The following is a 25,112-nucleotide window of genomic DNA, read 5'->3' on the forward strand; positions in this document are numbered from 1 at the left end:
CGGTCGGCGGGGTCGGCGGGGACCGGGCGGAGGACGGTGGTGTTGGGGTCCTCGTCGGTCGGGGGGTCGGCGGGGCGGTGCGGTGGCCGCGGGGGTATCGGTGGGATGCGCGGAGCATCGGCGTAATCGGCGTCGGCGCTCACCAGCGCTCCCCCTCGCACGGTGTGCCCCGGACCCGACGACAATCGGGGCAGGGTGGCTCGTATCCGGACATCACGCCGCTGACCTGCTGGTTGCGGTGTCGAGCCACTGTAAGGGCTGGCCCGGCCGGCGCTCCAACCCCGGGCGGGTGGCCGCCGGTTCCGGTGCGGTTCGTCCCCCTACCCAGCGGTAGAGGTGTCTGGCAGGCTGCGGGCCATGTCCCTGAAACCCCCCATGGCGGTGTCCGCGAGTGCCGAGCGTCCCCGGGTCCTCGGACCGGATGCCGCGGCCCCGGTCCCCCCGGGCCGTACCGCGCTCGACCGGGCCACCGCGCACCTCGACGCGCCGCTGGCGGTCGTCGACCTGGCCGCGTTCGACGCCAACGCCGACGACCTGGTGCGCCGGGCGAAGGGCAAGCCGATCCGGGTGGCGAGCAAGTCGGTGCGCTGCCGGGCGCTGCTGGAGCGGGTGCTGGCGCGGGACGGCTTCGCGGGGATCATGAGCTTCACGCTGGCCGAGTCGCTGTGGCTGGCCCGGTCGGGCTTCGAGGACGTGCTGCTGGCGTATCCGTCGGCGGACCGGGCCGGGTTCGCGGAGCTGGCGGGCGATCCGGGGCTCGCGGCGGCGGTGACGGTGATGGCCGACGACCCGGCGCAGCTGGACCTGATCGACGCCGCGCGCCCCGGCGGACCGGGCAGCGGCGCGGAGATACGGATCTGCCTGGAGCTGGACACCTCGCTGCGGGCGGGCGGCGGCCGGGTGCGGATCGGGGCCCGGCGGTCGCCGCTGCGGGACCCGGAGGCGCTGGCCGCGCTGGCCCGGACGGTGGTGCGGCGCCGCGGGTTCCGGCTGGTGGGGCTGATGGCGTACGAGGGGCATGTGGCGGGGGTGGGCGACGAGGTCGCCGGGCGGCCGGTGCGGTCGCGGGCGATCCGGATGATGCAGGCGGCGGCGCGGAAGGAGCTGGCGCGGCGGCGCTGGGAGGCGGTGCGGGCGGTGCGCGCGGTCGCGCCGCGGCTGGCGTTCGTCAACGGCGGCGGCACGGGCAGTGTGCAGCACACCGCGGCGGAGGCGGCGGTCACCGAGGTCGCGGCCGGTTCGGGGCTGTACGTACCGCGGCTGTTCGACAACTTCCGGTCGTTCAGCGGGCGGCCGGCGGCGCTGTTCGCGCAGCCGGTGGTGCGGCGGCCGGGGCCCGGGGTGGTGACGGTCCTGGGCGGCGGCTATCCGGCGTCGGGGGTGGCGGGCGCGGACCGGCTGCCGGAGCCGTATCTGCCGGCCGGGCTGCGCTACGACCCGCAGGAGGGGCCGGGCGAGGTGCAGACGCCGCTGCTGGGGGCGGCGGCGGACGGGCTGGCGATCGGCGACAAGGTGTGGTTCCGGCACGCCAAGGCCGGGGAGCTGTGCGAGCGGTTCGCACGGCTGCATCTGGTCGAGGGGGAACGGGTGGTGGCGACGGTGCCGACGTACCGGGGCGAGGGCCGCACCTTCCTGTAAGGAGTGCGCGACCCCCACCCCGGGACCGGCCGAGGACGCCTCAGCCGTGGACGCGGTCCCGCTGGTCGGGGACGACGGTGCCGTCCGGGCGGCGGACCGGGCCGAGGGTGCCGTCGGTGTTGGTGTAGCCCTTGGTGGCGCAGGGGTAGGCGCCGGACTTGCGGGGCAGCGGGTCGATGAACATCGGGTTGACCACCCAGCGGCCGTCGGCGTTGTCGTAGCCGCGGCACATCAGCTCGTCCTTGTTGCGGTTGATGGCCAGGTGGGCGCCGGTGGCGTCGCCGACGAAGGTGACGTCGGTGGTGGCGTCGCCGCCGCCGAGCGCGATGCGGTGCGCGGGGTCCTGCTTGCGCCACGCCTCGGCGCCCTTGATGCCGTAGATCTCCTGGTTGATCCAGCAGCGCTTGCCGTCGATGTACGGGATCACCGCGCCCTGGCCGTCCTTGACGTCGCCGCAGCCGGCGATGGTGGTGGTGAGCCGGCCGTGCCGGACGCGGTTGCGGATGCCGAGGGTGTGCGCGGCGTCCAGGCCGACGCCGCCGGACCACGCCTCGGCGACGGTCTCGGAGGACGCGGAGACGATGTAGACGTCGAAGCCGGCCGCCTTCAGGGTGCGGATCAGGTCCTTCTGCTGGGGGTAGTAGCGGATGTAGCCGGCCAGCTTGTGGGTGCCGACGGTCTGCACGGCGCCGACCGGCGCGGCGAGGTTCTCGGCACGGGCGGCCTTGGCGTACGCGGTGAGGGTGGCGGGCTTCAGACCGGCGAACAGCTGGGGCACCCAGGCGTATTCGGGGACGGTGCGGCGGTGGTTCCAGTCGCCGGCGAAGGCTTCGGCGCCGCTCATCGTCCGGGCGTTGCCGCGGATCTCCATGAGTTCGTCGGCGCAGGCGGTGTTGGTGGACGTGGGCAGCGGGCGGCCGGCCGGGCCGGTGCCGCAGGCGCGGGTCAGCGCGCGGTCGGCGGCGGGGGTCAGCCAGGGGCTGGTGTCGCGCCAGCTCGCGGGCCGGGGCAGCTTGTCGTTCCGGAGCATCCAGGCCAGCGTGGCGTCGGAGATGTCGTTCTTGACGACGGTGTTGTCCCAGTCGAAGGCGGCGACCGGGCGGGGGCCGCCGTGTCGTCCGGAACAGCTGCCGCGCTCGTCGATCATCTTCTGGAGTCTGGCGCGGTTGTCGCCGTACCAGGGCAGGTCCTTGGAGAGCTGCGGGCAGTGGGCGCGGGCCGGGGCCGGGGTGGCGGCAGTGGCGGGCGCGGTGGCCGTGAGGGCGGCGAGGGCGGCGGCGCCGGCGAGGCCGAGGGCGAGCAGCCGCCGGGTGGGTGCGGTCATGGATTCCTCCGTGGTCAGGGGGGAAGCACGCCGGGACCGGCACGCGGTGGTGCCGGTCCCGATGTTGATCTTGGAGCCTACAGGGGGCCCGCCGGGGCTTACACGGGGGTGACGTAGGCTCCGGCGATGCCGCCGTCGACCAGGAATTCGGCGGCGTTGACGAACGAGGAGTCGTCGCTGGCGAGGAAGGCGACCGCGGCGGCGATCTCCTCCGGCTCGGCGAACCGCCCGGCCGGGACGTGCACCAGGCGGCGCGCGGCCCGCTCGGGGTCCTTGGCGAACAGCTCCTTCAGCAGCGGGGTGTTGACCGGGCCGGGGCACAGCGCGTTGACCCGGATGCCCTCGCGGGCGAACTGCACGCCCAGTTCGCGGGACATCGCCAGTACGCCGCCCTTGGAGGCGGTGTAGCTGATCTGCGAGGTGGCGGCGCCCATCACGGCGACGAAGGAGGCGGTGTTGATGATCGAGCCGCCGCGCCCGGTCTGCTCGAACTGCCGCCGCATGTAGGGCAGCGCGTGCTTGCAGCAGAGGTAGACCGAGGTGAGGTTGACCTCCTGGACGCGCTTCCAGGCGTCCAGGCCGGTGGTGAGGATGGAGTCGTCGTCGGGCGGGGAGATCCCGGCGTTGTTGAACGCGATGTCCACCGAGCCGTAGGTCTCGAAGGCGGTGCGGTACAGCGCCTCGACCTGCTCGGCGTCGGTGACGTCGACCTGGACGAAGGTGCCGCCGACCTCTTCCGCGGCGGCCTTGCCGGCGCTCTCGTCGATATCGGCGCAGACGACGTTGGCGCCTTCGGAGGCCAGCCGGCGGGCGGTGGCCAGGCCGATGCCGCTGCCGGCACCGGTGATCACGGCGGTACGGCCGGCGAGGCGGCGGCAGACGGCGGTCTGGTCGGTCACGTGCTCTCCTCGGTGCGGGGTGCGGTGCGGGTTCACGAGCCGGACGGCTCGGTGGCGATGAAGATGTTCTTGGTCTCGGTGAAGGCCCTCAGCGCGTCCGGGCCCAGTTCGCGGCCCAGTCCGGACTGCTTGAAGCCGCCGAACGGGGTCCAGTAGCGGACGCTGCTGTGGGAGTTGACCGAGAGGTTGCCGGCCGCGACGGCCCGCGAGACGCGCAGCGCGCGGCCCACGTCGCGGGTCCACAGCGAGCCGGACAGGCCGTAGTCGGTGGCGTTGGCGAGCCGGACGGCGTCGGCCTCGTCCTCGAAGGGGAGGACGACGGCGACCGGGCCGAAGATCTCCTCGACGGCGGTGCGGTCGCCGGGGCGGCCCTCCAGGACGGTGGCCGGGTACCAGAAGCCCTTGCCGGCCGGGGCGTCGCCGCGGATGGCGGCCGGGGCGTCCTCGGTGACGTAGGAGCGGACCCGGTCGCGCTGGGCGGCGGAGATCAGCGGGCCCATCCGCGTGGCGGGGTCGGCGGGGTCGCCGGCGGTGAACGCCTTGACCGCGGGCTCCAGCAGCTCCAGGAAGCGGTCGTAGACGGTGCGCTGGACGAGGATGCGGCTGCGGGCGCAGCAGTCCTGGCCGGTGTTGTCGAGGAACGAGCCGGGGGCGGCGGCCGCGGCGGCCTCGAGGTCGGCGTCGGCGAAGACGATGTTCGGGCTCTTGCCGCCGAGTTCGAGGGTGAGCCGCTTCGTTTGCGCCGCGCACTGGGCGGCGATCCGGCGGCCGGTGGCGGTGGAGCCGGTGAAGACGACCTTGGCGACGCCGGGGTGGTCGACCAGGGCGCTGCCGGTGACCGGGCCCTCGCCGGGCAGCACCTGGAACAGGCCCTCGGGCAGCCCGGCCTCCAGGGCGAGTTCGGCCAGGCGCAGGGCGGTGAGCGGGGTGGTCTCGGCGGGTTTGAGCAGGACGGCGTTGCCGGCCGCGAGGGCGGGGGCGGTGCCCCAGGCGGCGATCGGCATCGGGAAGTTCCAGGGGGCGATGACGGCGACCACGCCGAGCGGTTCCTGGACGGTGAGGTTCAGACCGCCCGCGACCGGGATCTGGGTGCCGGTCAGGCGCTCCACTCCCCCGGCGGCGTAGTGCAGCAGATCGCGGACGTTGCCGGCCTCCCAGCGGGCGTTGCCGATCGGGTGCCCGGCCTCCCGCAGCTCCAGCTGGGCGAGCGGTTCGATCCGCTCGTCCACGGCGTCGGCGAAGCGACGCAGCAGCCGGGCCCGGTCGCCGGGCGCCACCGCGGCCCACGCCTGCTGGGCGGCGGCGGCCCGGCGGACGGCCGCGTCGACCGCGTCGGGCGGGGTGGTGGGGACGGTGGCCACCACCTCCTCGGTCGCCGGGTTGAGGATGGTCAGCTCTTGCAGCACGGCGTTCCTCACATGCGCTCGAAGGAGCGGAAGCGCTCCCAGTCCGTGACGGCCGCGTCGTAGGCGTCCTGTTCGACGCGGGCCATGTGGCGGTAGTGGTCGACGACCTCGTCGCCGAAGGCGGCGCGGGCGATCTCGCTGCGCTCCCACAGCTCGGCGGCCTCGCGGAGGGTGGTGGGGACGTGCGCGGCGCCGGCGGTGTAGGCGTTGCCGGTGGTGGCGTCCGGGAGCTCCAGCTCGTGTTCTATGCCGTACAGCCCGGCCGCGACCATCCCGGCGACCGCGAGGTAGGGGTTCACATCGCCGCCGGGGAGGCGGTTCTCCAGGCGGTGGGCGGGTCCGCGGCCGACCACCCGCAGGGCGCAGGTGCGGTTGTCCGGGCCCCAGGCGACCGCGGTGGGCGCGAACGAGCCGGGGCGGAACCGCTTGTAGGAGTTGATGTTGGGCGCGTAGAGCAGGGTGAACTCGCGCAGCGCGGCGAGCTGCCCGGCGAGGAAGTGCCGCATGGTCCGGGACATGCCGTACGGGTCGTCGTCGCCGGCCAGGACCGGGCGGCCCTGCTCATCGCGGAGCGAGAGGTGGATATGACAGGAATTGCCCTCGCGCTCGTCGTACTTGGCCATGAAGGTGAGCGCCATGCCCTCCTGGGCGGCGATCTCCTTGGCGCCGGTCTTGTAGACGCTGTGCTGGTCGCAGGTGGTGAGCGCCTCGTCGTAGACGAACACGATCTCGTGCTGGCCGAGGTTGCACTCGCCCTTGGCGGACTCCACGGTCATCCCGGCCGCGCCCATCTCGTTGCGGATCCGGCGCAGCAGCGGTTCGACGCGGCCGGTGCCCAGGACGGAGTAGTCGCCGTTCCACTGGTTGGCCGGCGTCATCTGCCGGTAGCCGCGGGACCAGGCGTCCTCGTAGCTGTCCTTGAAGACCATGAACTCCAGCTCGGTGCCGGCGTACGCGGTCCAGCCGTGCTCGGCGAGCCGGTCGAGCTGGCGGCGCAGGATCTGCCGGGGGGAGGCGGCGACCGGGGTGCCGTCGTGCCAGGCGAGATCGGCGGTGATCAGCGCGGTGCCGGGGTTCCAGGGGGTGCGGCGGAGGGTGGCGGGATCGCCGTGCAGGGCGAAGTCGCCGTAGCCGCGCTCCCAGGAGGCCATCGCGTAGCCGTCGACGGTGTTGAGGTCCACATCGACGGCGAGGAGGTAGTTGCAGCCCTCCGTGCCGTGGTCGAGGACGGTGTCGAGGAAGTAGCGGGCGGCGAACCGCTTGCCCTGGAGCCTGCCTTGCATATCGGTGAAGGCGAGGACGACAGTGTCGATCTCCCCGCGGTCGACGAGGGCGGTGAGCTCCTCGACGGCGAGCGGGGGCGTGCGGTCTGCCACGGTGGTGCCTCCTGTCGCTGCATCCGGAGGCCATAAGGTAGCCACACGGACCATTGATTGGGAAGGGGTTCCGATGGACGGTGCGGCCGACCGGCTGGCTCCGGTGCTGCGGCCGGTCCGCGCGGGCAACGGCTTCGAGGAGGCGCTGGAGCAGATACTCCAGGTCGTCCGGCTCGGACTCGTACCGCAGGGCGAACGGCTGCCCGCCGAGCGGGAGTTGGCGGAACGGCTCCAGATCAGCCGGGTCACGCTGCGCGAGGTGCTCAAGGTCCTCCAGGACGAGGGCCTGGTGGAGAGCCGGCGCGGCCGCTACGGCGGCACGTTCGTCCGGGTGCGCACCGACAGCCCGGACGAGGCGGAGCTGCGGCGCCGGGTCGGGCGGACCGACGTGGAGGACATCCTGCGCTTCCGGGAGGTGCTGGAGGTCGGTGCGGCCGGACTGTGCGCGGCGCACGGGCTCACCGATGACCAGGCGGAACGGCTGCGGGCCGCGCTGGCCGCGACCCAGGACGCGCCGCTGGCCGACTACCGGCGGCGCGACACGCTGCTGCACCTGACGCTGGCCGAGCTGTCCGGGTCGCCGTCGCTGGCCGCCCAGTACGCCGCGGTCCGGGCGCGCGTCAACGACCTGCTGGACTGCATCCCGCTGCTGGTGCGCAATCTGGAGCACTCGCAGACCCAGCACGGCGCGCTGGTGGAGGCGGTACTGGAGGGCGACGCGGACGGGGCGCGCGAGGTGATGCGGGAGCACTGCTGCGGCACCGCGGCGCTGCTGCGCGGCTTCCTGTCCGGACCGGCGGAGCCGGCCGCCCGGCGCGGCGACGGCGCCCGGTAGGCGGGACCCGTCCCGCGCCGCCCGCCCCCGTAACGAGTGTTTTACGCACGGGTCTTGCGCTGAGCGCCCCGGCCAGCAAAGGTGTGCGGCTAAACCTTTACTCCGGTTGTCCCCGCGAGGCAGGAGCGGCTCATGGCCGACAGCACCCGTGCGCAGACCGCATCGACCGCCGCGTCCCCGGACGGCGGCCCGCCGGACGGCACCGGCGACGCCTACCTGGAGCGGCGGACGCTGCGCCGCGGCAGCGCCGGCCCGCTGCTGCTGACCGGCCTGGGTGTCGCCTACGTCGTCTCCGGCGACTTCTCCGGCTGGAACAACGGCCTGGCGCACGGCGGCTTCGGCGGCCTGGCCATCGCCGCGGTCCTCATGGGACTCATGTACACCTGCCTGGTCTTCGCACTGGCCGAACTGGCCTCGATCCTGCCCACCGCGGGCGGCGGCTACGGCTTCGCCCGGCGCGCGCTGGGCACCTGGGGCGGCTTCCTGACCGGCACCGCGATCCTGATCGAGTACGTCCTGGCGCCGGCCGCGATCTCCATCTTCATCGGCGATTACGTGCAGTCGCTCGGGCTGTTCGGTCTGCACTCCGGCTGGCCCGTCTACCTCGCCTGCTTCGTGATCTTCATCGGGATCCACCTGTGGGGCGTGGGCGAGGCGCTGCGGTTCAGCCTGGCCGTCACCGCCGTGGCGGTCGCCGCACTGCTGGTCTTCGCCGCCGCCGCGCTCACCGACTTCCACGTGGACGCCCTCAACGACATCCCGGTCAAGTCCGGTGCCTTCGGGGCGAATTCCTGGCTGCCGTTCGGCGTGCTGGGCATCTGGGCGGCGTTCCCCTTCGGCATGTGGTTCTTCCTGGGCGTCGAGGGCGTCCCGCTGGCGGCCGAGGAGACCAAGGACCCGGCCCGCTCGCTGCCCCGCGCGATGGCCGCCGCGATGGGCGTCCTGCTGCTGCTCGCGCTGGTCACCTTCATCACCGCCACCGGGGCGCGCGGCTCGGCCGCGATCCAGTCCGCCGGCGACCCGCTCGTCCAGGCGCTCCAGCCGCACGGCACCCCGACCACCGTCAGCCGGATCGTCAACTACGCCGGCCTGGCCGGTCTCGTCGCCTCCTTCTTCTCCCTCATCTTCGCCGGCTCCCGGCAGCTCTTCGCGCTCTCCCGGGCCGGCTACCTCCCCCGCTTCCTCTCCCTGACCAGCCGCCGCAAGGCGCCCTACCTGGGGCTGCTGGTCCCCGGCGCGCTCGGCTTCGGACTCGCCGCGGCCACCGGCGACGGCGCCCGCATGCTCAACACCGCCGTCTTCGGCGCCACCATCTCCTACGCCCTGATGGCCCTCTCCCACCTGGTCCTGCGCCGCCGCGAACCCGCCCTCCACCGCCCGTACCGCACCCCCGGCGGCATGCTGACCTCGGCCACCGCCTTCGTCCTGGCCTGCTCGGCGCTGGTGGCGACGTTCCTGGTGGACGTCACCGCCGCGTGCATCGCGCTCGGCGTCTACGCGCTGGCCCTGGCCTACTTCGCCTGCTACTCCCGCCACCGGCTGGTGGCCGCCGCACCGGAGGAGGAGTTCGCGGCGCTGGCCGCCGCGGAGGCCGAGCTCGAACGCGGCTGAGCCGGGGCGGCGTGCCGCCGCGTCTTTGCGCCGCACCGCCCGTACGCCCCGGCCCGTAAGGCCGCACCCCTCACCCACCGCACCTCAGGAGGTCCCCCGCCATGTCCCGCTCCACCCCGCCGCCGCTGATCGGCATCAGCACCTACCAGGAGGAGGCCCGGTGGGGCGTGTGGACGCTGCCCGCCGCGCTGGTGCCGGCCGGCTACCCGCGGCTGGTGCGCCGGGCGGGCGGCCTGCCCGCGCTGCTGCCGCCCGGCGACCCGGACACCGCCGCGGCGACCGTCGCCCGGCTGGACGGCCTGGTGATCGCCGGCGGCGCGGACATCGCCCCCGAGCGCTACGGCGCCGAGCCGGACCCCCGCACCGGGCCGCCCGCCCCGGACCGGGACGCCTGGGAACTCGCCCTGATCGAGGCCGCGTTGACGGCCCGGGTCCCGCTGCTGGGCATCTGCCGCGGCCTCCAGCTGCTGAACGTCGCCCTCGGCGGCACGCTCGTCCAGCACGTGGAGGGCCATTCCGGCCCGCCCGGCGCCTTCGCCCGCCACGAGATCACGCCCGTGCCGGGCACGCTGCTGGCCTCGGCGCTGCCGGGGCCGGTGTCGGTGCCGACGTACCACCATCAGGCGGTGGATCGCCTCGGGCGGGGGCTGGTCGCCTCGGCGCATGCGGCGGACGGCACGGTCGAGGCCGTCGAGTTGCCGGGGGCCCCGGCGTTTGCCGTGCAGTGGCATCCCGAGGCGGGGGAGGACACCAGGGTCATGGACGCGCTCGTGTCGGCGGCCCGTACGACGCCGGCGTAGCGCCGTCCCCTCCCACGTTGGCGGGTGCCCCGCCGCGGGGTGCGTTTCGTGTGCGCCTTGCGGCGCATCGCTTGATTCCGCTGCGCGGGGCGTTTCGGCCGCGGTGCCGGGCCTGCGGGGTGGGGGTATGCCGGACTGCTTCGCTTTACGTCCGGCATACCCCCACCCCGCAGACCCGTCCCCTCCCGAGGGGGGTCAATTAAACGGTCAGTTGGGCCTGGTCCCGGTGGGCCCCTGCGGGCCGTGGTCGGTCGGCGGGCGCTCACCCGCAACACACGACTCGCACCGACCCACCCACGCCAGCCCCCACCGGCCTGGAAACTCACCCACCCCCGGAGACCCGGCACCGCACCCCGAAAAGCCCCGCGCAGCGGAATACAAGCAATGCGCCGCAGGCGCACACGAAACGACCCCCGCGGCGGGAAAGCCAACAACGTGGGAGGCCAGGCGTCAGCCATCGGCAACGCCGACCAACAAAACCCGGCTCCCCGGCGCCACCGCGCGCCAGCGATGCGTGACCCCGCCGGCGCAATACAACGTATCGCCGGGCCCGAGCTCATAGCGGCAGCCATCCGCTTCCGCCTCCACCGCACCCGCGACGACGTACATCAACTCGTCGTGCGGATGGCGGAATTGCCGCTGCCAGTCATGGCGGCCGGTGAACTCCAGGGCGTGCAACTGCCGCTGCCCGCGGACCAGCGGGCGGACCCGGCCGCCGGCGTCGTCCTCGGGGACCGCCGCGGAGTCGGCCCGCACCACATCGACCGCGCGGCGCGAGCCATCGGCGGCGGCGAGCAGCCGCACGGCGGTGGTCTCCAGGGCGTCCGCGATCAGCTGGAGCGACCGCATGCTGGGCCGCGCGCGGTCGTTCTCGATCTGGCTGAGGAACGGCGCGGACAGCCCGGTGGCGCGGGCCAGTTCGGCCAGTGTCAGTTCCCGGGCGCGGCGCCGCCGCCGGACCGCCGCCCCCACCCGCGGCGCCTCCGCCGCGCCCTCGGACCCGCTCATCCCGTCTCCTCCCCGCGCTGGTTTATCGCGCCGTTCACAGCCCCGCAACACACCGGCCCTAGCGTCTACGCTGTTTGATCCCATCAAACAAAGTTTGACAACACCCGTTTGACGAGGGGAAATCCGGTATGGCCTCCGGCACGTACGCAGTCGATCAAAACACACGCCGCCGCCGCGGCACCGGGCTGATCGCGCTCGATCCCGCCGCCGCCTTCGACGGCTACACGCTCTACGCCCCGCTGACCGGCGGCGGCCGGGTCCTGCTGGTGGATCTGCACGGCACCGTCGTCCACCGCTGGGACCTGCCGCACCGCCCCGGGCGGCACGCCCGGATCCTGCCCAACGGGAACCTCGCCTACAACGCCACCCTGCCGGACCAGGACGCGCTCTTCCCGATGTGGCACAAGTACCGCGGCGGGCTGATGCAGGAGATCGCCCCGGACGGCACGGTGCTGCGCTCGTTCACCGATCCGCTCCAGCACCACGACGCCCATCACTACGGCGACGGGCGGATCCTGTACACCGCGCTGGAGCCGCTGACCGGCGCCCGGGCGGCGGCGGTGCGCGGCGGCGTCCCCGGGTCCGAGCCGGACGGCACGGTCTACGCGGACACCATCCGCGAGGTCGGCCCGGACGGCGAGGTGCTGTGGTCCTGGAACGCCGCCGACCACCTCGACCCGGACGCCTACGCGCTGCACCCCGCGTACTCCCGCGAGCACTGGCCGCTGATCAACTCCGTGCTGCCGCTGGCCGACGGCAACGTCCTGGCCAGTCTGCGCAGCGCCTCCGCGGTGCTCGTCATCAGCCGGGCGACCGGCGAGGTGCTCTGGCGCACCGAGCCGGGCCTGGTCTCCCAGCAGCACCACCCCACCGAGCTGGCCAACGGCAACTTCCTGATCTTCGACAACGGCGTCTTCCGGCCCGGCTGCGACGTCCCCTACTCCCGCGTCATCGAGGTGGACCGGGCCACCGGCGCGGTGGTCTGGGAGTACCACGACCCGGCGCGGGAGGCGTTCTTCGCGCCGTTCATGGGCAGCGCCCAGCGGCTGCCGAACGGCAACACCCTGGTCACCGACTCCCCCGCCGGCCGGATCTTCGAGGTGACCGCCGAGGGCCTGCTGTGCTGGGAGTACGTCGTGCCGGAGTTCGGCGGCTACCGCGAGGCGGAGGTCGGCGAGCTGTTCCCGAGTCAGAACAACGCGGTGTTCCGGGCGTACCGCTACAGCGCCGGGGAACTGCCCTGGCTGAAGCGGCAGGGGTGACCGGTGGCCGCCCCCGGGCCCGTACCCGCCGTGGCGCCGGTGGACGAACGGCTGCCGCTGCCCCGCCTGCTGCCGTTCGCCGCCCAGCACGTTCTGGCCATGATCGCCGCGCCGGTCTCGACCGTCTTCCTGCTGGCCGGCGGGCTGCACCTGCCGCCCGGCCGCACCGCCGCCCTGCTCAGCGCCACCCTCGTCCTGTGCGGGGCCGGGGCGCTGCTGCAGTCCTTCGGCGTGCTGCGGATCGGCGCCCGGCTGCCGTTCATGATGCTGCCCGGCGGTGCGGCCGCCGCCCTCTTCCTCCAGATCGCCCGGGAGCACGGCCCGGCCACCGCCTCCGGCGCGGTGCTGCTCGCCGGCGCCCTGCTGCTCGCGGTGGTGCCGCTGTACGGGCGGATCGTGCGCTTCTTCCCGCCGCTGGTGATGGGCGCGACGGTGCTGGTGATCGGCGTGAACATGATCGCGGTGGCGGCCCCGATGGCGGCCGCCGGCACCGGCCCGGCGCTGGCCACCATCGCGGCCACAGCCCTGGGACTGGTACTGCTGCGCGGCGTCTGGCGCCAGCTCTCCGTCCTGCTGGGCATGGCCGTGGGCACCGCCGCAGCGGCGCTGCTCGGCACCCCGTTCCGCGCCGTACCGGGTGACGCGGTGCTCGCCCTGCCGCACCTCCTGCCGTACGGCGCCCCGCACTTCGACCTGGTGGCCTCGCTGCCGCTGCTGGTCTTCGCGCTCGCCTCGCTCGCCGAGGCCACCGGTCAGACGGTGCTCAACAGCGAGGCGGTGGGCCGTACGCCGGACCCGGCCCGGGACGTGCCGCGGACCGCGCGGGCGGACGCGGTGGCCTCGCTCGCGGCCGGGCTGTTCGGCGGCGCGACGATGGTGACCAGCGCCGAGAACATCGGCATCGTCCGGCTCACCGGCGTCCGCAGCCGGTACGTGACCGCGGCCGCCGGGGCGCTGCTGGTGCTGTGCGGCCTGCTGGCGCCGGTCACCCGGCTGCTGGCCGCGCTGCCCGTCCCGGTCGTCGGCGGCGCCGCGCTGGTGATCTACGCGGTGATCGCCTCGATGGGCATCGACATGCTGCGCCGCACCGACCTCGCCGACCGCGCCGCCTCCACCGTCATCGCCCTCACCCTCCTCGCCGGCCTGCTGCCCATCCTGGCGCCGCGGCTCTACGCGCCGCTGCCCGGCTGGGCGCACACCCTCTTCGGCAGCGGTGTGCCGGCCGCCGCGCTGACCGCCGCGGTACTGTCCGCGCTGGTCAGCCGCCTGGACCCGGCCCGCCGTACGGCCCCCGCCGGCGCGGGCTGACGCCCCGGCGCCCGCTCACTCCGCGCGGCGGGTCAGCCCCAGCAGATCGCGCGCCGGACCGGCCGGGCGCTGGCCGGCCGGCCACACCGCGCGCAGTTCGCGGCCCAGCCGCAGCCCGCGCAGCGGGACCTCCACCAGCCGGCGGGCGGCCAGCTCCTCGCGGACCGCCAGTTCGCTCAGGACGGACGGGGCGGCCTCGCTGACCACCGCGGACTTCACCGCCGTGGTCGAGGACAGCTCCAGCAGCGGCGCGGCGAGCCCGCCGGCCCCGGCCAGCGCCGCGTCCAGCACCTGGCGCGTTCCCGACCCCCGCTCCCGCAGGATCAGCGGTGTCCCCGCCAGCTCGTCGGCGGTCACCCCGCTGCGCCGCCGGGCCCACGGGTGGGCGGGGGCGGCCACCACGACCAGCCGGTCATGGCCGATCACCGCGGTGTCCAGCCCGGCCGGGATGTCCAGCCCCTCCACGAAGCCGAGGTCCGCCTCGCCCGCCAGCAGCCGTTCGGCGACCGCCCGGGAATTCCCGGCCAGCAGCGACACCGCCGTCCCCGGGCGCTGGGCGCGCAGCGCCACCAGCCAGCCCGGCAGCAGATACTCGGCGATCGTCATACTGGCCGCCACCCGCAGCCGGGAGTCGCGCCGGCCGCGCAGCGCCTGGGTGCCCGCGTCGAACGCCTCGGCGGCCTCCACCACCTGCCGCGCCCAGTCCGTCACCAGCGCCCCGGCGCCGGTCAGCCGCGAACCGCGCGGCGACCGCTCCACCAGCGCCACCCCCAACTGCCGCTCCATGGCCCGGATCCGGCTGCTGGCGGCGGGCTGGCTGATGCCCTGCGCGCGGGCGGCCCGGCCCAGGCTGCCGAGCCGGGCCACCGCGAGCAGCAGCTCCAGCGCGCCGAGGTCCGGCACCCGGTGGTGCAACGGCGTCCCGCCCGCGCCCTCGGCGTCCGCCTGGGGCGTTCCCATCGGGCCGCCCTTCCCCTCACCCTGACTCATAACCCCACCTTATGCCCCCATAGACATAACGTCCCTGGTGAGAGCGGCTGGGCCCGGCGACGCTGGGGCCATGTCCACCCTCACGCACGCACCTTCCCGGCCCCCCGCCGCCCCCGGCGGCACCGCCCCCGGCCTCCGCCTCACGCTCCGCGACCTCGGCCCGAACTGGTACGCCACCGTCATGGGCACCGCGATCGTCGCCAACGCCGGCGCCGCGCTGCCGCTCACCGCCCCCGGCCTCCGGGTGGCCTGCCGGGTGGTCTGGGCCCTGTCCGCGGTCCTCCTGCTGACCCTGCTCACCGCCCGCGCCCTGCACTGGGCCCGCCACCGCGACCAGGCCCGCCGCCACCTCCTCGACCCGGCCGTCGCCCCGTTCTACGGCTGCCTGGCCATGGCCCTGCTCGCGGTCGGCGGCGGCACCCTCGCGGTCGGCCGGGACGTCATCGGCGCACCCGCCGCGGTGGCCGCCGACGCCGTGCTGTGGACCGCCGGCACCCTGACCGGCCTGGCCGCCGCGGCCGGCATCCCGTACCTGATGGTCACCCGGCACCGGATCCCCGAGGGCAGCGCCTCCCCCGTCTGGCTGCTGCCCCTCGTCCCGCCGATGGTCTCCGCGGCCCTCGGCCCCGCGCTCATCCCGCACCTGCCGGCCGGCCAGCCGCGCGAGGCCATGCTGCTGGGCTGCTACGCCCTGTTCGGCATCTCGCTCCTTCTGACCCTCGCGGTCCTCCCGCTGGTCCTCCACCGCCTCTTCCACCACGGCCCGCTGCCGCTCGCCCTCACCCCGACGCTCTTCCTCGTCCTCGGCCCGCTGGGCCAGTCCACCACCGCCGTCCAGAACCTCGCCGACGCGGCGCCGGGCGTCGTCACGCCCGTCTACGCCCACGCGATGTCCGCCTTCGCGGTCCTGTACGGCGTGCCGGTGCTCGGCTTCGCGCTGCTGTGGCTCGTGCTGGCCTCGGCCATGGTCGTCCGCGCCGCCCGCCGCGGGATGGGCTTCGCCATGACCTGGTGGGGCTTCACGTTCCCCCTCGGTACGTGCGTCACCGGCGCGGCCGGGCTCGCCCACCACACGGGGCTGACGGCCCTGAGCGTGTTGGCCGTTGGCCTGTATGTGGGCCTGGTCGGGGCCGTCGCTACAACGGCCTCCCGCACGGTTGGCGCTTTGCGCGCCTAGGTTCACCCCACGTTGCTGTCTTTCCCGCCGTGCGGGTGGCTGTTGCTTGCGCCTTCGGCGCCTTTTGGGTCCGCTGCGCGGGGCTGTTCGGCAGCGGTGCCGGGCCTGCGGGGCGGGGAGTGTCCGGACTGCTGTCGCTTTACGTCCGGACACTCCCCGCCCCGCAGACCCGTCCCCTCCCGACGGGGGTCAATTCTCCTGTCCGTTGGGGCCGTTCACGGTGGGCCGGTGCGGCCAGTGGTCATTCACGGGCGCTCGCCCTCAACGAGACAAGCCGCACCGACCCACTCACGCCAGCCCCCGCCGGCCTGGAAACTCACCCCCCACGGGAGGGGACGGGTCTGCGGGGTGGGGGTATGCCGGACGTAAAGCGACAGCAGTCCGGCATACCCCCACCCCGCAGACCCGGCACCGCACCCGAAAAGCCCCGCGCAGCGGAATACAAGCGATGCGCCGCAAGGCGCACACGAAACGCCCCCCGCGGCGGGAAAGCCAACAACGTGGGAAGCCAGCCAAGCGCAGCGGACCGGCGGGAAACCCAACAACGTGGGGTTACCCCACAGACGTGGACCCCCTCCGGAGGAGATACGCCAAGGCGGCCAACGCCAACAGGGCCGCGCCCCCGGCCGCCTGCGCCATGCCGACGCCTTCGGCTCGGCCCTCGGCGACCGTGACGACGTCCTGGTGGCGCGTACCGCCACGTCCGCACTCGATCGTGACGCGATACCGCCCCGGCTCGACCGCCTCGCCGAGCGGGACCTCGGCGGCCATCCCCCGCGCGCCGGGCCGCAACGCAACGGTGCCGAACAGTTCCGAGACCGCGGTGGCCCCGGGCACGGCCCCGCAGCGCCCGCCATCGGTGATGCTGACCCGCTCACCGGGCACGACCGGATCGGGCGAGGCGCCGCCCCGGGCGGCAGGCGCGGCCACGGCGGGCGCGGCCCCCACGGCCGCGGCAGGCGCGGCCACGGCGGGGGCGCCCCCCAGGACCGCGACGGGCGCGAGGAGGCCGAACAGCGCGGCGGCACCCGCACGCACACGTTTCACGGTCAGCTCCCGGGCCGGCCGCGGCCACCGCTGGCCGCCGGGGACGGACGCCGGCCCAAGGGCGAGCGAACCACCGGGCGCCGCGCGCGGCCAGCCAGGCGCGCCCGGTCAGGTGGCCGCAGGGGGCGCGGGCCACGGCGGGGGGACGAAACGGCGGCGCCCCGCCGCCGGCCGAAACCGGGGCGGGGCGCGGAGCGCAGACGCAGGGAGGGGCGCCTACTTGACGGGGGCCATCTTGTCGACGATCCCCGGGTGGTCGTCGATCCACTTCTCGACGCCCTTGTCCTCGTTCCCCTTGCCCGCGTCCTGGATGGCCTTCTCCAGGCTGCCCAGTTCGTCGGGCGTCATCTTCCAGTTCTTCAGCCAGCCGTGGAACTCGGGGAACTTCTTCGGGAAGTCCTTGTTGCCGAGTGTCTTGATCTGGTTGTTGGCGCCCCAGGTGCCCTTGGGGTCGGCGAGCTTGGTGAGCTGGTACTTGCTGTACGCCCAGTGCGGGGACCACAGGACGACCGCGATCGGCTCGTGATTGTGGTACGCGCGGTCCAGTTCGGCGAGCATCGCGCTGGTGCCGGCCGAGGTGACCTCGAAGTCCGACAGGCCGTAGGCGGGCAGCACGGTGCTCTTCAGGCGCTGCATCTCACCGGTGCCCGGCTCGATGCCGATGATCTTGCCCTTGAACTCGTCCTTGTGCGTCCGCAGGTCGTCCATGGTCTTGACGTCCTTGACATAGGACGGGACGGCGATTTCGAGGGAGGTTTTGTCGTACCAGGCGCCGACGTCGGTCAGATCGTTTTTGTATTTGTCCCAGTACTGCTTCTGGGCCACCGGGAGCCAGCCGTCGGTTTCGACGTCGATCTGGCCGGTGGACAGGCCGGTCCACATCGGGCCGACGTCGAGGTTGCGCAGGTTGGGGTGGTAGCCGCGCTTCTCCAGAACGTTCTTCCAGAGGTAGGCGGTGGCGATGCCCTCGTCCCAGGCCGGGTAGCCGATGTTGGGGGCCTTGCCGGCGTCCTGGCCCTTGGCGTAGGTGGCGTGCGCGGAGGGGGCGATCTTCTCGACGAGGCCGGGGTTCTTCTTCAGCCAGGTGCGGACACCGTCCTGCTCATGGCCCTCACCGGCCGACTTGAGGGCATTCTCCAGGCTGGTGAGCTGCTTCTCGTCGAGGTGGAAGTTCTTCATCCACTTAGCCACCTCGGGCATGTCCTTGCCGAAGCCCTTGCGGCCGAGCATGTGCAGCCCGTCGCCGGAGCCGAACGCGCCCTTGGGGTCGGCGAGCTTGGTGAGCTGGTACTTGTCGTACGCCCAGTGCGGCGACCACAGGGTGACGGCGATCGGCTTCTTGTTGTGGATGGCGCGGTCCAGCTCGCTCAGCATGGAGGCGGTGCTGGACTCCTGGACCTTGTACTCGCCGGAGAGGCCGTACGCCGGGAGGACGTTCTCCTTGAGGCGCTTCATCTCGCCGGCGCCGGGCTCGATACCGGTGATCTTCCCGCCGAACTCGGCGCTCTTCCCCTTGAGGTCGTCGAGGGTCTTGACGTCCTTGACGTAGGACGGGACGGCGATCTCCAGGGAGGTCTTGTCGTACCAGGTGCCGAGGTCCTCCAGCTTGTCCTTGTACTTGTTCCAGTACTCGGCGTGGGTGGTCGGCAGCCAGGCGTTGGTCTGCACGTCGATATCGCCGCGGGCCTGGCCGGCGAAGAGCGGGCCGGCCTCCAGCGCCTGGACCTTGGGCTTGTAGCCGCGCTCCTCCAGGATCTCCTTCCAGAGGTACGTGGTGGCCTTGCCCTCGTCCCAGTTGACGTAGCCGAGGGTGATCGGCTTGCCGTTGCCGCCGCCGGCGTCGGCGCCGCCGTTGCGGTCCAGGTAGCTCATCCCGCCGGCCAGCAGCGCCAGGACGACGACACCGACCATGGCGACCGAGGTCGCGGGCCGCCACTGGAGGAACTTCCAGTGGCCGAGCGCCGCCTGGGCCTTGGCCAGCGCCCGCCGGCCGAGCGGCGAGACGCGCTGGTTGAGCGCGCCGGTCATCCGGTCCAGGTACATGGCGAGGATGACGACGGCGAGGCCGGCCTCGGCGCCGAGCGCGACGTTGACCGAGCTGATGGCGTTGTAGACGGACGCGCCGAGGCCGCCGCCGCCGACCATGCCGGCGATCACGACCATGGACAGCGCGAGCATGATGACCTGGTTGATACCGGCCATGATCGTCGGCAGCGCCAGCGGCAGCTGCACCCGGAAGAGGGTGCGCCGCGGCGGCGTACCGAACGCCTCGGCCGCCTCGACCAGTTCCTGGTCGACCTGGCGGATGCCCAGTTCGGTCATCCGGACCGCGGGCGGCATGGAGAAGACGATGGTGGCGACGATGCCGGGGACGACACCGAGGCCGAAGAAGAGGATGCCGGGGATGAGGTAGACCATCGCCGGCATGGTCTGCATCAGGTCCAGGACCGGGCGCAGCACACCGCCGACGACCCGGCTGCGGGCCGCCCAGATGCCCAGCGGCACCGCGACCACCACGGTGATCAGGCAGGCCACCAGGACGAGGGAGAGCGACTCGATGGTCGGTCCCCACTGCTGGATGGAGTCGATCAGCGCGAAGCCGAGGAAGGTGAGCACCGCGGCCGGCAGTCCGCGCAGCCACCAGGCGAGCACCGCGAGGATGCCGGCCAGGACCAGCGGCTCGGGGGCCGCGAGGACGGTGTGGATGGCGTTGTAGAGGCCGTTGAGGACGGTGGTGATGAGGCTGAACAGCCAGTCGAGGTTGTCGCGCAGCCAGTTGACGGCGTCGTTCGCCCAGCTGCCTATCTGGATCCTAGGCACCGGCGGCCACCGTCCCCTCGGTCCCGGAGGCGGGCGCGGACGCGTCGGACGGGCGGGTCGCGTCGGCCGGGTCGGCAGGTCCCGGCTGGGCCGGCACCCCGGCGGCGGGCTGCGGACGGCCGGGCTCGCCGAGGACGGCCAGCAGCCGCTCGGCGGTGACCGCGCCGGCCAGTTCGCCGTGCTCGTCGATGACCGCGACCGGTACGCCGCCGGCCGCCGAGCAGGCGGTGAACAGGTCGGCGAGCGGGGTGCCGGTGCCGACGGTGGCGGGCGCGGCGGCCCGGAAGTCGGCGGCGGTGGCCAGCGTGGTGCCGTCCGGGGCCGTCATGCCCAGGACGGTGCCGACCTCGGCCATCACCGCGCCGGCGGTCAGCACCCGGCTGCGGTCGACGTCCTGGATGAAGGAGGCGACGTAGTCGTTGGCGGGCCGGACGAGGATGTCCTCGGCGCTGCCGGTCTGCACGATCCGGCCGTCGCGCATCACCGCGATCCGGTCGCCGAGCCGCATCGCCTCGTTGAGGTCATGGGTGATGAAGACGATGGTCTTCTTCAGCGTCTTCTGGAGTTCGAGGAGCTGGTCCTGCATATCGCGCCGGATCAGCGGGTCCAGCGCGCTGAAGGACTCGTCCATCAGCAGCAGGTCGGCGTCGGTGGCCAGCGCGCGGGCCAGGCCGACCCGCTGCTGCATCCCGCCGGACAGCTCGTCCGGCCAGGACTTCTCCCAGCCCTTGAGGCCGGCGAGCTCCAGGGCCTCGGTCGCGCGCCGCTCCCGCTCGGCGCGCGCGACGCCCTGGACCTCCAGACCGTAGGCGGCGTTCTCCAGCACGCTGCGGTGCGGGAAGAGCGCGAAGTGCTGGAAGACCATGGAGATCTTCCGGGAGCGGACGGCGCGCAGCTCCTTGGCGCTGAGCGAGGTGAGGTCCTGGCCGTCGAAGCGGACGGCGCCCGAGGTCGGCTCCAGCAGCCCGTTGAGCATGCGCAGCAGCGTGGACTTGCCGGATCCGGACAGCCCCATGACGACGAAGATCTGGCCTTCGTCCACCTCGATGGAGGCGTCGATCACGGCGGCGGTGGTGCCTTCGGACCGCAGCTCGTCGCGGCCGGCGCCGGCCTGGAGTCTGCGGACCGCGTCCTCGGGTCGTCTGCCGAACACCTTGTAGAGGTGCTCGGCTTGCAGCCTGGACACATATACCTCTCTTGTCGCACGAGAAACGACCTGCCGCCCCCGCGGGGCCTGACCGGCGGGGGCGGCAGGTCGTGGTGCGGGACGAGTTCCGCTCGTCTTCACCGGTGAAAAGTTGAAAAGTCATCGGAGTCCGCTCCGGCTGCGCGCCTGCCCGGCTTCACCGGACTCAAACGGAACGGTGAGTTACCTCACACCGGCGGCGCGTTTGGGGCATACGGCATCATGCGGGGTGTGACTCGACGCCTGATGCTCCTCGACACCGCCTCCCTCTACTTCCGCGCCTATTTCGGCGTACCGGAATCGGTCAGGGCGCCGGACGGCACGCCGGTGAACGCGGTGCGCGGCCTGCTGGACTTCATCGCCCGGCTCGTCCAGGACCACCACCCCGACGACCTGGCCGCGTGCATGGACTTCGACTGGCGCCCCCAGTGGCGGGTCGATCTGATCCCGTCCTACAAGGCGCACCGGGTCGCCGAGGAGGCCCCCGCCGGCTCGGCCGAGCCGGACGCGGAGGAGATCCCGGACACCCTCTCCCCGCAGGTCCCGGTGATCGAGGAGGTGCTGGACGCGCTGGGCATCGCCCGGATCGGCGCCCCCGGCTACGAGGCCGACGACGTCATCGGCACCCTGACCGCGCGGGCGGCGGGCCCGGTCGACATCGTCACCGGCGACCGCGACCTCTTCCAGCTCGTCGACGACGCCCGCGCCATCCGCGTCCTGTATCCGCTCAAGGGCGTCGGCACCCTCCAGCTCACCGACGGGGCGCTGCTGCGCGAGAAGTACGGGGTGGACGGCCCCGGTTACGCGGATCTGGCGCTGCTGCGCGGCGACCCCAGCGACGGGCTGCCGGGCGTCCCGGGCATCGGCGAGAAGACCGCCGCGAAGCTGCTGGACGCCTACGGCAGCCTGGCCGGCGTCATCGCCGCGGCCGAGGACCCGGCGTCCAGGCTCACCCCGGCGCAGCGCCGGCGGATCACCGAGGCGCTGCCCTACCTGGCGGTCGCCCCCAAGGTGGTCCGGGTGGCGGACGACGTCCCGCTCCCGGAGACCGCCCTCGCCCTGCCCGCCGAGCCGGCCGATCCGGAGCGGCTGGCGGCGCTGGCCGAGCGGTGGGGCCTGGGTGGCGCGTTGCAGCGCTTGCTGGGCGCGCTCCAGCGGTGAACTGTTAGGTTAGGTAAACCTAACAGGCGGGGTCCGCCCCCAGGGGCGCCCCGCTCCCGCCCGCGTCAGGGGAGAGAAGCCGTGGCAGCAGAGCGACCGGCCCGCAGAACGCAGACACCGCACCGCGCCCAGGTGCGGCGCACCGAGCGGCTCTCACCGCACATGGTCCGCGTCGTCCTCGGCGGCGACGGACTGGCGGCGTTCGAGGCGGGCCAGTACACCGACCACTACGTCAAACTGGTCTTCCCGCTGCCGGACGTCCGCTATCCCGAACCGTTCGACATGGGCCGGATCCGGGCCGAGATGCCCCGCGACCAGTGGCCGCGCACCCGTACGTACACCGTCCGCGCCTGGGACGCCGAGGCCCGCGAGCTGACCGTGGACTTCGTCGTGCACGGCGACGAGGGGCTGGCCGGGCCGTGGGCGGCGGCCGCCCGGCCGGGCGACGAGATCATGTTCCTCGGCCCCGGCGGCGCCTACGCCCCGGACCCGGCGGCCGACTGGCATCTGCTCGCCGGCGACGAGAGCGCGCTGCCGGCCATCGCCGCCGCCCTGGAGCGGCTGCCGGAGGATGCCGTGGCGCACGCCTTCATCGAGGTCGCCGGCCCCGAGGAGCGCCAGGAGCTGACCGCGCCGCCCGGCGCCCGGATCACCTGGCTGCACCGCGGCACCGCCCCGGTCGGCCGCGAACTGGTCGCCGCCGTACGGGCGCTCACGTTCCCGGCGGGCCGGGTCCAGGCGTTCGTGCACGGCGAGGCCGGCAGCGTGAAGGAGCTGCGCCGGCTGCTCCGCGTCGAGCACGCCGTCCCGCGCGAGGCGCTGTCGATCTCCGGCTACTGGCGCGCCGGCCACGACGAGGACGGCTGGCAGGCCGGCAAGCGCGCCTGGAACGAGCAGGTCGAGGCGGAGCAGGAGCCCGCCGCGGCCGCCTGACCCACCACCGCACCCGGGGCGGCGCGGCTCATGGCGAGCCGGCGCCGCCCCGCGCCGTCTCCGGCCCGGCGCCGTCCGCCGCGCCCTCGTCCCCGTCACCGTCCCGCTCGTAGCGCCGCGCCGAGCGGTCGACGTGCGCCAGCCGCCGCATCGCGGTGAGCACCGCGTCCCCGAGCACGGTCCCCACCACCACGCTCTCCACCAGCGCGTCCACCTCCGCATGGCGCCCCACGTACGCCAGATCGGCACCGGCGATCCGCTCGCACGCCGCCGCGTAGTCGTCGAAGACCTCCACGAACGCGCCCTGCCCGAGGTCCCGGAAGGCGGCCAGCGCCACCGCCATCGCCTCCGCCGCCGGATGGTCCGGGCCGACCCGCCAGCCGCGCCGGGCGATCAGCTCGGCGACCGCCTGCCGGGCCTCCGGCAGCCCCTCGGGGCGGGTGGCGGGCACCGGCGTGATCGCGTCATGCGCCGCGCCGAGCACCTTGTGCACCGGCACCCCGGGGGCGTCCACGGCGGACAGCACCTCGCGGACGGCCGCCACCGACAGCCCGCCGACGTCGATCAGCCCGCGGATCAGCCGCAGCCGGCGGACATGGTCCTGGTCGTAACTGGCCTGGTTGGGGCTGGTGAGCCGGCCGGGCGGCAGCAGCCCCTCGCGGACGTAGAACTTGATCGTGGGCACCGCCACGCCGGTTTCGCGGCTCAGCTCGCCGATGCGCATCTGACGCCCTTCCCTCCTCGCCCGCCCCGTCTTGCCAATCCGCTCCCCATCATAGATAGTCCCGCTATCAGATAGCGGCAAGCGCCACTATCCATTCTGCCCATGGGGGGTTCCTTCCGCATGTCCCGATACCGTTCCCTGCTCGCCTTCTCCTGGGCGATGGCCGCGCTGGCCGCCGTCTCGGCGGCCGGGATGCTCCTCGACGACCGGGTGCTGGTCGGCGCGCCGATCTGGTTCAAGCCGTTCAAGTTCTCGGTCTCGTTCGCGGCCTACGGGCTGACGCTGGCCTGGATGCTGTCGCGACGCCCCGCCCGCAGCCGGGCCGGCGAGTGGGCGGCCCACACCATCGTGGTCGCCGGGCTCATCGAGATGGCGATCATCGTGGGGCAGACGCTGCGCGGCCGACGCAGCCACTTCAACATCGAAACCCCGCTGGACCGCGCCCTGTTCATGGCCATGGGTGCCACCATCGCGATCCTCTGGACCGCCACCCTGGTGATCGCGGTGGTGCTGTTCCGGGCCCGGCTCGGCGACCGCGCCACGGCCTGGGCGATCCGACTCGGCGCGCTGATCGCCCTGGCCGGACTGCTGCTCGGCGGGCTGATGCTGATGCCGACACCGGAGCAGCAGGCCCAGCAGGCCGCCGGAATCGTCCCCACCGTGCTCGGCGCCCACAGCGTCGGCGTCCCCGACGGCGGCCCCGCCCTGCCCCTGACCGGCTGGAACGCCACCGGCGGCGACCTGCGCATCCCGCACTTCGTCGGGATGCACGCCCTCCAGGCGCTCCCGCTCTTCCTCTACGGGATCGAGGCGCTGGCCCGCCGCCGGAGCCGGCTGCGCGACGAGCGCGTACGGCTGCGGCTGGTCGCCACCGCGGCCGGCTTCCTCGCCGGGCTGCTCGCCCTGGTCACCTGGCAGGCGCTGCGCGGCCAGGCCCTGCTCCGCCCCGACGCGGCCACCCTCACCGCGCTGGCCGTCCTCGTCACCGCCACCGCGGCCGGCACCCTCGCCGCGCTGCGCGCACCCCGCGCCGACCGCACCCGCCCCACCCCCACCCCGGAGCCCGTCGCATGACCGACCGCACCCTCTTCAGCCTGGCGTTCGCCCTCGCCGCCCCCTTCTGGGCGCTGCTGATCCTCGCCCCCGGCCGGCGCTGGACCGACCGGATCGCCGCCTCCCCCCTGCCGATGGTCCCCGTCATCGGCGTCTACCTCGCGCTCGCGATACCGGTCTTCCCGCAGCTGTGGGCGGCGGTGAGCCGTCCGGACCTGGCCGGATTCCAGCGGCTGCTGGCGCTCGGCGGCGGGGCCGGCGCGATCTGGGCGCAGCTGATCGCCTGGGACCTCTTCCTCGGCCAGTGGATGTACCGCGAGGCGCGGACCCTGGGCATCCACCCGCTGGTGATGGCCCCGCTGCTGGTCCTGACCATCCTGCTCTCCCCGATCGGCGTCCTGCTCTTCCTCCTCCTGCGCGCCGCGGTACGCCTCCGGGCCCGGCGGAACGGAACGGCAACACCGGCCCGGCACCCGTAACCGCATCCCACGACAGGGACGGGCCAGTACGGGTAGCAACTCCCGGGCGCTCCAACTGATTTGACGGTCAGTCAG

21 protein-coding genes are annotated in these 25,112 nt (G+C 73.8%); 11 read left to right on the top strand and 10 right to left on the bottom strand.

Annotated features, from left to right (window positions below):
- Positions 1-357: 357 nt before the first annotated feature.
- Entirely contained in the window at positions 358-1,638 is a 1,281-nt protein-coding gene (locus ADL22_RS08650) for an amino acid deaminase/aldolase (RefSeq protein WP_234430603.1), read from the top strand.
- Between the two features lie 40 nt (positions 1,639-1,678).
- Here ADL22_RS08650 and ADL22_RS08655 read toward each other — a convergent pair whose 3' ends face one another.
- The 4 genes from ADL22_RS08655 to ADL22_RS08670 form a co-directional block, all read right to left on the bottom strand.
- A complete protein-coding gene (locus tag ADL22_RS08655) occupies positions 1,679-2,962 on the bottom strand; it encodes a haloacid dehalogenase-like hydrolase (RefSeq protein WP_066975424.1) in 1,284 nt (427 codons plus the stop codon).
- Positions 2,963-3,060: 98 nt separating this feature from the next.
- On the bottom strand, positions 3,061-3,861 hold the full coding sequence (locus ADL22_RS08660) for a 3-oxoacyl-ACP reductase (protein WP_066975425.1): 801 nt from the start codon (positions 3,859-3,861) through the stop codon (positions 3,061-3,063).
- A gap of 32 nt (positions 3,862-3,893) precedes the next feature.
- A complete protein-coding gene (locus ADL22_RS08665; RefSeq protein WP_066975427.1) occupies positions 3,894-5,267 on the bottom strand; it encodes an aldehyde dehydrogenase family protein in 1,374 nt (457 codons plus the stop codon).
- 8 nt (positions 5,268-5,275) lie between these two features.
- Positions 5,276-6,643, bottom strand: coding sequence for a glutamine synthetase family protein (locus ADL22_RS08670; RefSeq protein ID WP_066975429.1), 1,368 nt, complete (start codon positions 6,641-6,643; stop codon positions 5,276-5,278).
- A gap of 73 nt (positions 6,644-6,716) precedes the next feature.
- On the opposite strand from ADL22_RS08670, the gene ADL22_RS08675 reads away from it, so the two are divergent.
- The 3 genes from ADL22_RS08675 (at position 6,717) to ADL22_RS08685 (ending at position 9,889) form a co-directional block, all read left to right on the top strand.
- A complete protein-coding gene (locus ADL22_RS08675; protein WP_066975431.1) occupies positions 6,717-7,478 on the top strand; it encodes a FadR/GntR family transcriptional regulator in 762 nt (253 codons plus the stop codon).
- A 132-nt stretch (positions 7,479-7,610) separates the two neighbouring features.
- A complete protein-coding gene (gene eat / locus ADL22_RS08680; RefSeq protein ID WP_066975433.1) occupies positions 7,611-9,089 on the top strand; it encodes an ethanolamine permease in 1,479 nt (492 codons plus the stop codon).
- A gap of 101 nt (positions 9,090-9,190) precedes the next feature.
- Positions 9,191-9,889, top strand: a complete 699-nt coding sequence (locus ADL22_RS08685; protein WP_066975435.1) for a gamma-glutamyl-gamma-aminobutyrate hydrolase family protein — start codon at positions 9,191-9,193, stop codon at positions 9,887-9,889.
- A gap of 450 nt (positions 9,890-10,339) precedes the next feature.
- Here the strand turns inward: ADL22_RS08685 and ADL22_RS08690 are convergent, their stop codons facing one another.
- The gene (locus tag ADL22_RS08690) at positions 10,340-10,897 is read right to left on the bottom strand and encodes a helix-turn-helix domain-containing protein (RefSeq protein WP_066975437.1); all 558 of its coding nucleotides are present in this window, start codon (positions 10,895-10,897) and stop codon (positions 10,340-10,342) included.
- 128 nt (positions 10,898-11,025) lie between these two features.
- On the opposite strand from ADL22_RS08690, the gene ADL22_RS08695 reads away from it, so the two are divergent.
- A complete protein-coding gene (locus ADL22_RS08695) occupies positions 11,026-12,159 on the top strand; it encodes an arylsulfotransferase family protein (RefSeq protein WP_066975439.1) in 1,134 nt (377 codons plus the stop codon).
- A gap of 3 nt (positions 12,160-12,162) precedes the next feature.
- Entirely contained in the window at positions 12,163-13,467 is a 1,305-nt protein-coding gene (locus ADL22_RS08700; protein WP_066975441.1) for a uracil-xanthine permease family protein, read from the top strand.
- Between the two features lie 15 nt (positions 13,468-13,482).
- Here ADL22_RS08700 and ADL22_RS08705 read toward each other — a convergent pair whose 3' ends face one another.
- Positions 13,483-14,427: a LysR family transcriptional regulator gene (locus ADL22_RS08705; RefSeq protein ID WP_079063956.1), complete on the bottom strand. Its 945-nt coding sequence runs from the start codon at positions 14,425-14,427 to the stop codon at positions 13,483-13,485.
- A 100-nt stretch (positions 14,428-14,527) separates the two neighbouring features.
- Between ADL22_RS08705 and ADL22_RS08710 the strand changes: the two genes are divergently transcribed.
- On the top strand, positions 14,528-15,634 hold the full coding sequence (locus ADL22_RS08710; RefSeq protein ID WP_066975443.1) for a TDT family transporter: 1,107 nt from the start codon (positions 14,528-14,530) through the stop codon (positions 15,632-15,634).
- 552 nt (positions 15,635-16,186) lie between these two features.
- On the opposite strand, the gene ADL22_RS08715 is transcribed toward ADL22_RS08710, so the two are convergent.
- The 3 genes from ADL22_RS08715 to ADL22_RS08725 all read right to left on the bottom strand — a co-directional run bounded on the left by ADL22_RS08715 (position 16,187) and on the right by ADL22_RS08725 (position 20,687).
- Positions 16,187-16,681 (bottom strand): hypothetical protein, encoded by a 495-nt coding sequence (locus ADL22_RS08715; protein ID WP_234430604.1) that lies wholly within the window; start codon positions 16,679-16,681, stop codon positions 16,187-16,189.
- 216 nt (positions 16,682-16,897) lie between these two features.
- Positions 16,898-19,501, bottom strand: coding sequence for an ABC transporter permease/substrate binding protein (locus ADL22_RS08720; RefSeq protein WP_066975445.1), 2,604 nt, complete (start codon positions 19,499-19,501; stop codon positions 16,898-16,900).
- A complete protein-coding gene (locus ADL22_RS08725) occupies positions 19,494-20,687 on the bottom strand; it encodes a quaternary amine ABC transporter ATP-binding protein (protein WP_066975446.1) in 1,194 nt (397 codons plus the stop codon). Before ADL22_RS08725 ends, ADL22_RS08720 begins: the two co-directional genes overlap by 8 nt.
- Before the next feature lie 246 nt (positions 20,688-20,933).
- Between ADL22_RS08725 and ADL22_RS08730 the strand changes: the two genes are divergently transcribed.
- Together ADL22_RS08730 and ADL22_RS08735 are read left to right on the top strand one after the other, a co-directional pair.
- Complete coding sequence (locus ADL22_RS08730) at positions 20,934-21,848, top strand: 5'-3' exonuclease (RefSeq protein WP_066975448.1); 915 nt, start codon at positions 20,934-20,936, stop codon at positions 21,846-21,848.
- Between the two features lie 81 nt (positions 21,849-21,929).
- Entirely contained in the window at positions 21,930-22,781 is an 852-nt protein-coding gene (locus ADL22_RS08735) for a siderophore-interacting protein (RefSeq protein WP_066975450.1), read from the top strand.
- Positions 22,782-22,809: 28 nt separating this feature from the next.
- Here ADL22_RS08735 and ADL22_RS08740 read toward each other — a convergent pair whose 3' ends face one another.
- The gene (locus ADL22_RS08740; RefSeq protein WP_066975451.1) at positions 22,810-23,505 is read right to left on the bottom strand and encodes a MerR family transcriptional regulator; all 696 of its coding nucleotides are present in this window, start codon (positions 23,503-23,505) and stop codon (positions 22,810-22,812) included.
- A gap of 159 nt (positions 23,506-23,664) precedes the next feature.
- Here ADL22_RS08740 and ADL22_RS08745 point away from each other — a divergent pair, with 159 nt between their 5' ends.
- Both ADL22_RS08745 and ADL22_RS08750 read left to right on the top strand, forming a co-directional pair.
- Positions 23,665-24,579, top strand: coding sequence for a hypothetical protein (locus ADL22_RS08745; RefSeq protein WP_107116256.1), 915 nt, complete (start codon positions 23,665-23,667; stop codon positions 24,577-24,579).
- Complete coding sequence (locus tag ADL22_RS08750; protein ID WP_066975455.1) at positions 24,576-25,037, top strand: ABA4-like family protein; 462 nt, start codon at positions 24,576-24,578, stop codon at positions 25,035-25,037. The genes ADL22_RS08745 and ADL22_RS08750 overlap by 4 nt, the downstream gene beginning before the upstream one ends.
- The last annotated feature ends 75 nt before the right edge of the window (positions 25,038-25,112 follow it).

The organism is Streptomyces sp. NRRL F-4489 (genome assembly GCF_001509485.1).
In the GTDB taxonomy this organism is placed as follows: Bacteria; Actinomycetota; Actinomycetes; order Streptomycetales; family Streptomycetaceae; genus Streptomyces.

Coding starts and splice junctions, on each gene's coding strand:
- ADL22_RS08650 (WP_234430603.1), top strand. CDS start 358: ATGTCCCTGAAACCCCCCATGGCGGTGTCCGCGAGTGCCGAGCGTCCC.
- ADL22_RS08655 (WP_066975424.1), bottom strand. CDS start 2,962: ATGACCGCACCCACCCGGCGGCTGCTCGCCCTCGGCCTCGCCGGCGCC.
- ADL22_RS08675 (WP_066975431.1), top strand. CDS start 6,717: ATGGACGGTGCGGCCGACCGGCTGGCTCCGGTGCTGCGGCCGGTCCGC.
- eat (WP_066975433.1), top strand. CDS start 7,611: ATGGCCGACAGCACCCGTGCGCAGACCGCATCGACCGCCGCGTCCCCG.
- ADL22_RS08685 (WP_066975435.1), top strand. CDS start 9,191: ATGTCCCGCTCCACCCCGCCGCCGCTGATCGGCATCAGCACCTACCAG.
- ADL22_RS08690 (WP_066975437.1), bottom strand. CDS start 10,897: ATGAGCGGGTCCGAGGGCGCGGCGGAGGCGCCGCGGGTGGGGGCGGCG.
- ADL22_RS08695 (WP_066975439.1), top strand. CDS start 11,026: ATGGCCTCCGGCACGTACGCAGTCGATCAAAACACACGCCGCCGCCGC.
- ADL22_RS08705 (WP_079063956.1), bottom strand. CDS start 14,427: ATGGGAACGCCCCAGGCGGACGCCGAGGGCGCGGGCGGGACGCCGTTG.
- ADL22_RS08710 (WP_066975443.1), top strand. CDS start 14,528: ATGTCCACCCTCACGCACGCACCTTCCCGGCCCCCCGCCGCCCCCGGC.
- ADL22_RS08730 (WP_066975448.1), top strand. CDS start 20,934: ATGCTCCTCGACACCGCCTCCCTCTACTTCCGCGCCTATTTCGGCGTA.
- ADL22_RS08740 (WP_066975451.1), bottom strand. CDS start 23,505: ATGCGCATCGGCGAGCTGAGCCGCGAAACCGGCGTGGCGGTGCCCACG.
- ADL22_RS08745 (WP_107116256.1), top strand. CDS start 23,665: ATGGCCGCGCTGGCCGCCGTCTCGGCGGCCGGGATGCTCCTCGACGAC.
- ADL22_RS08750 (WP_066975455.1), top strand. CDS start 24,576: ATGACCGACCGCACCCTCTTCAGCCTGGCGTTCGCCCTCGCCGCCCCC.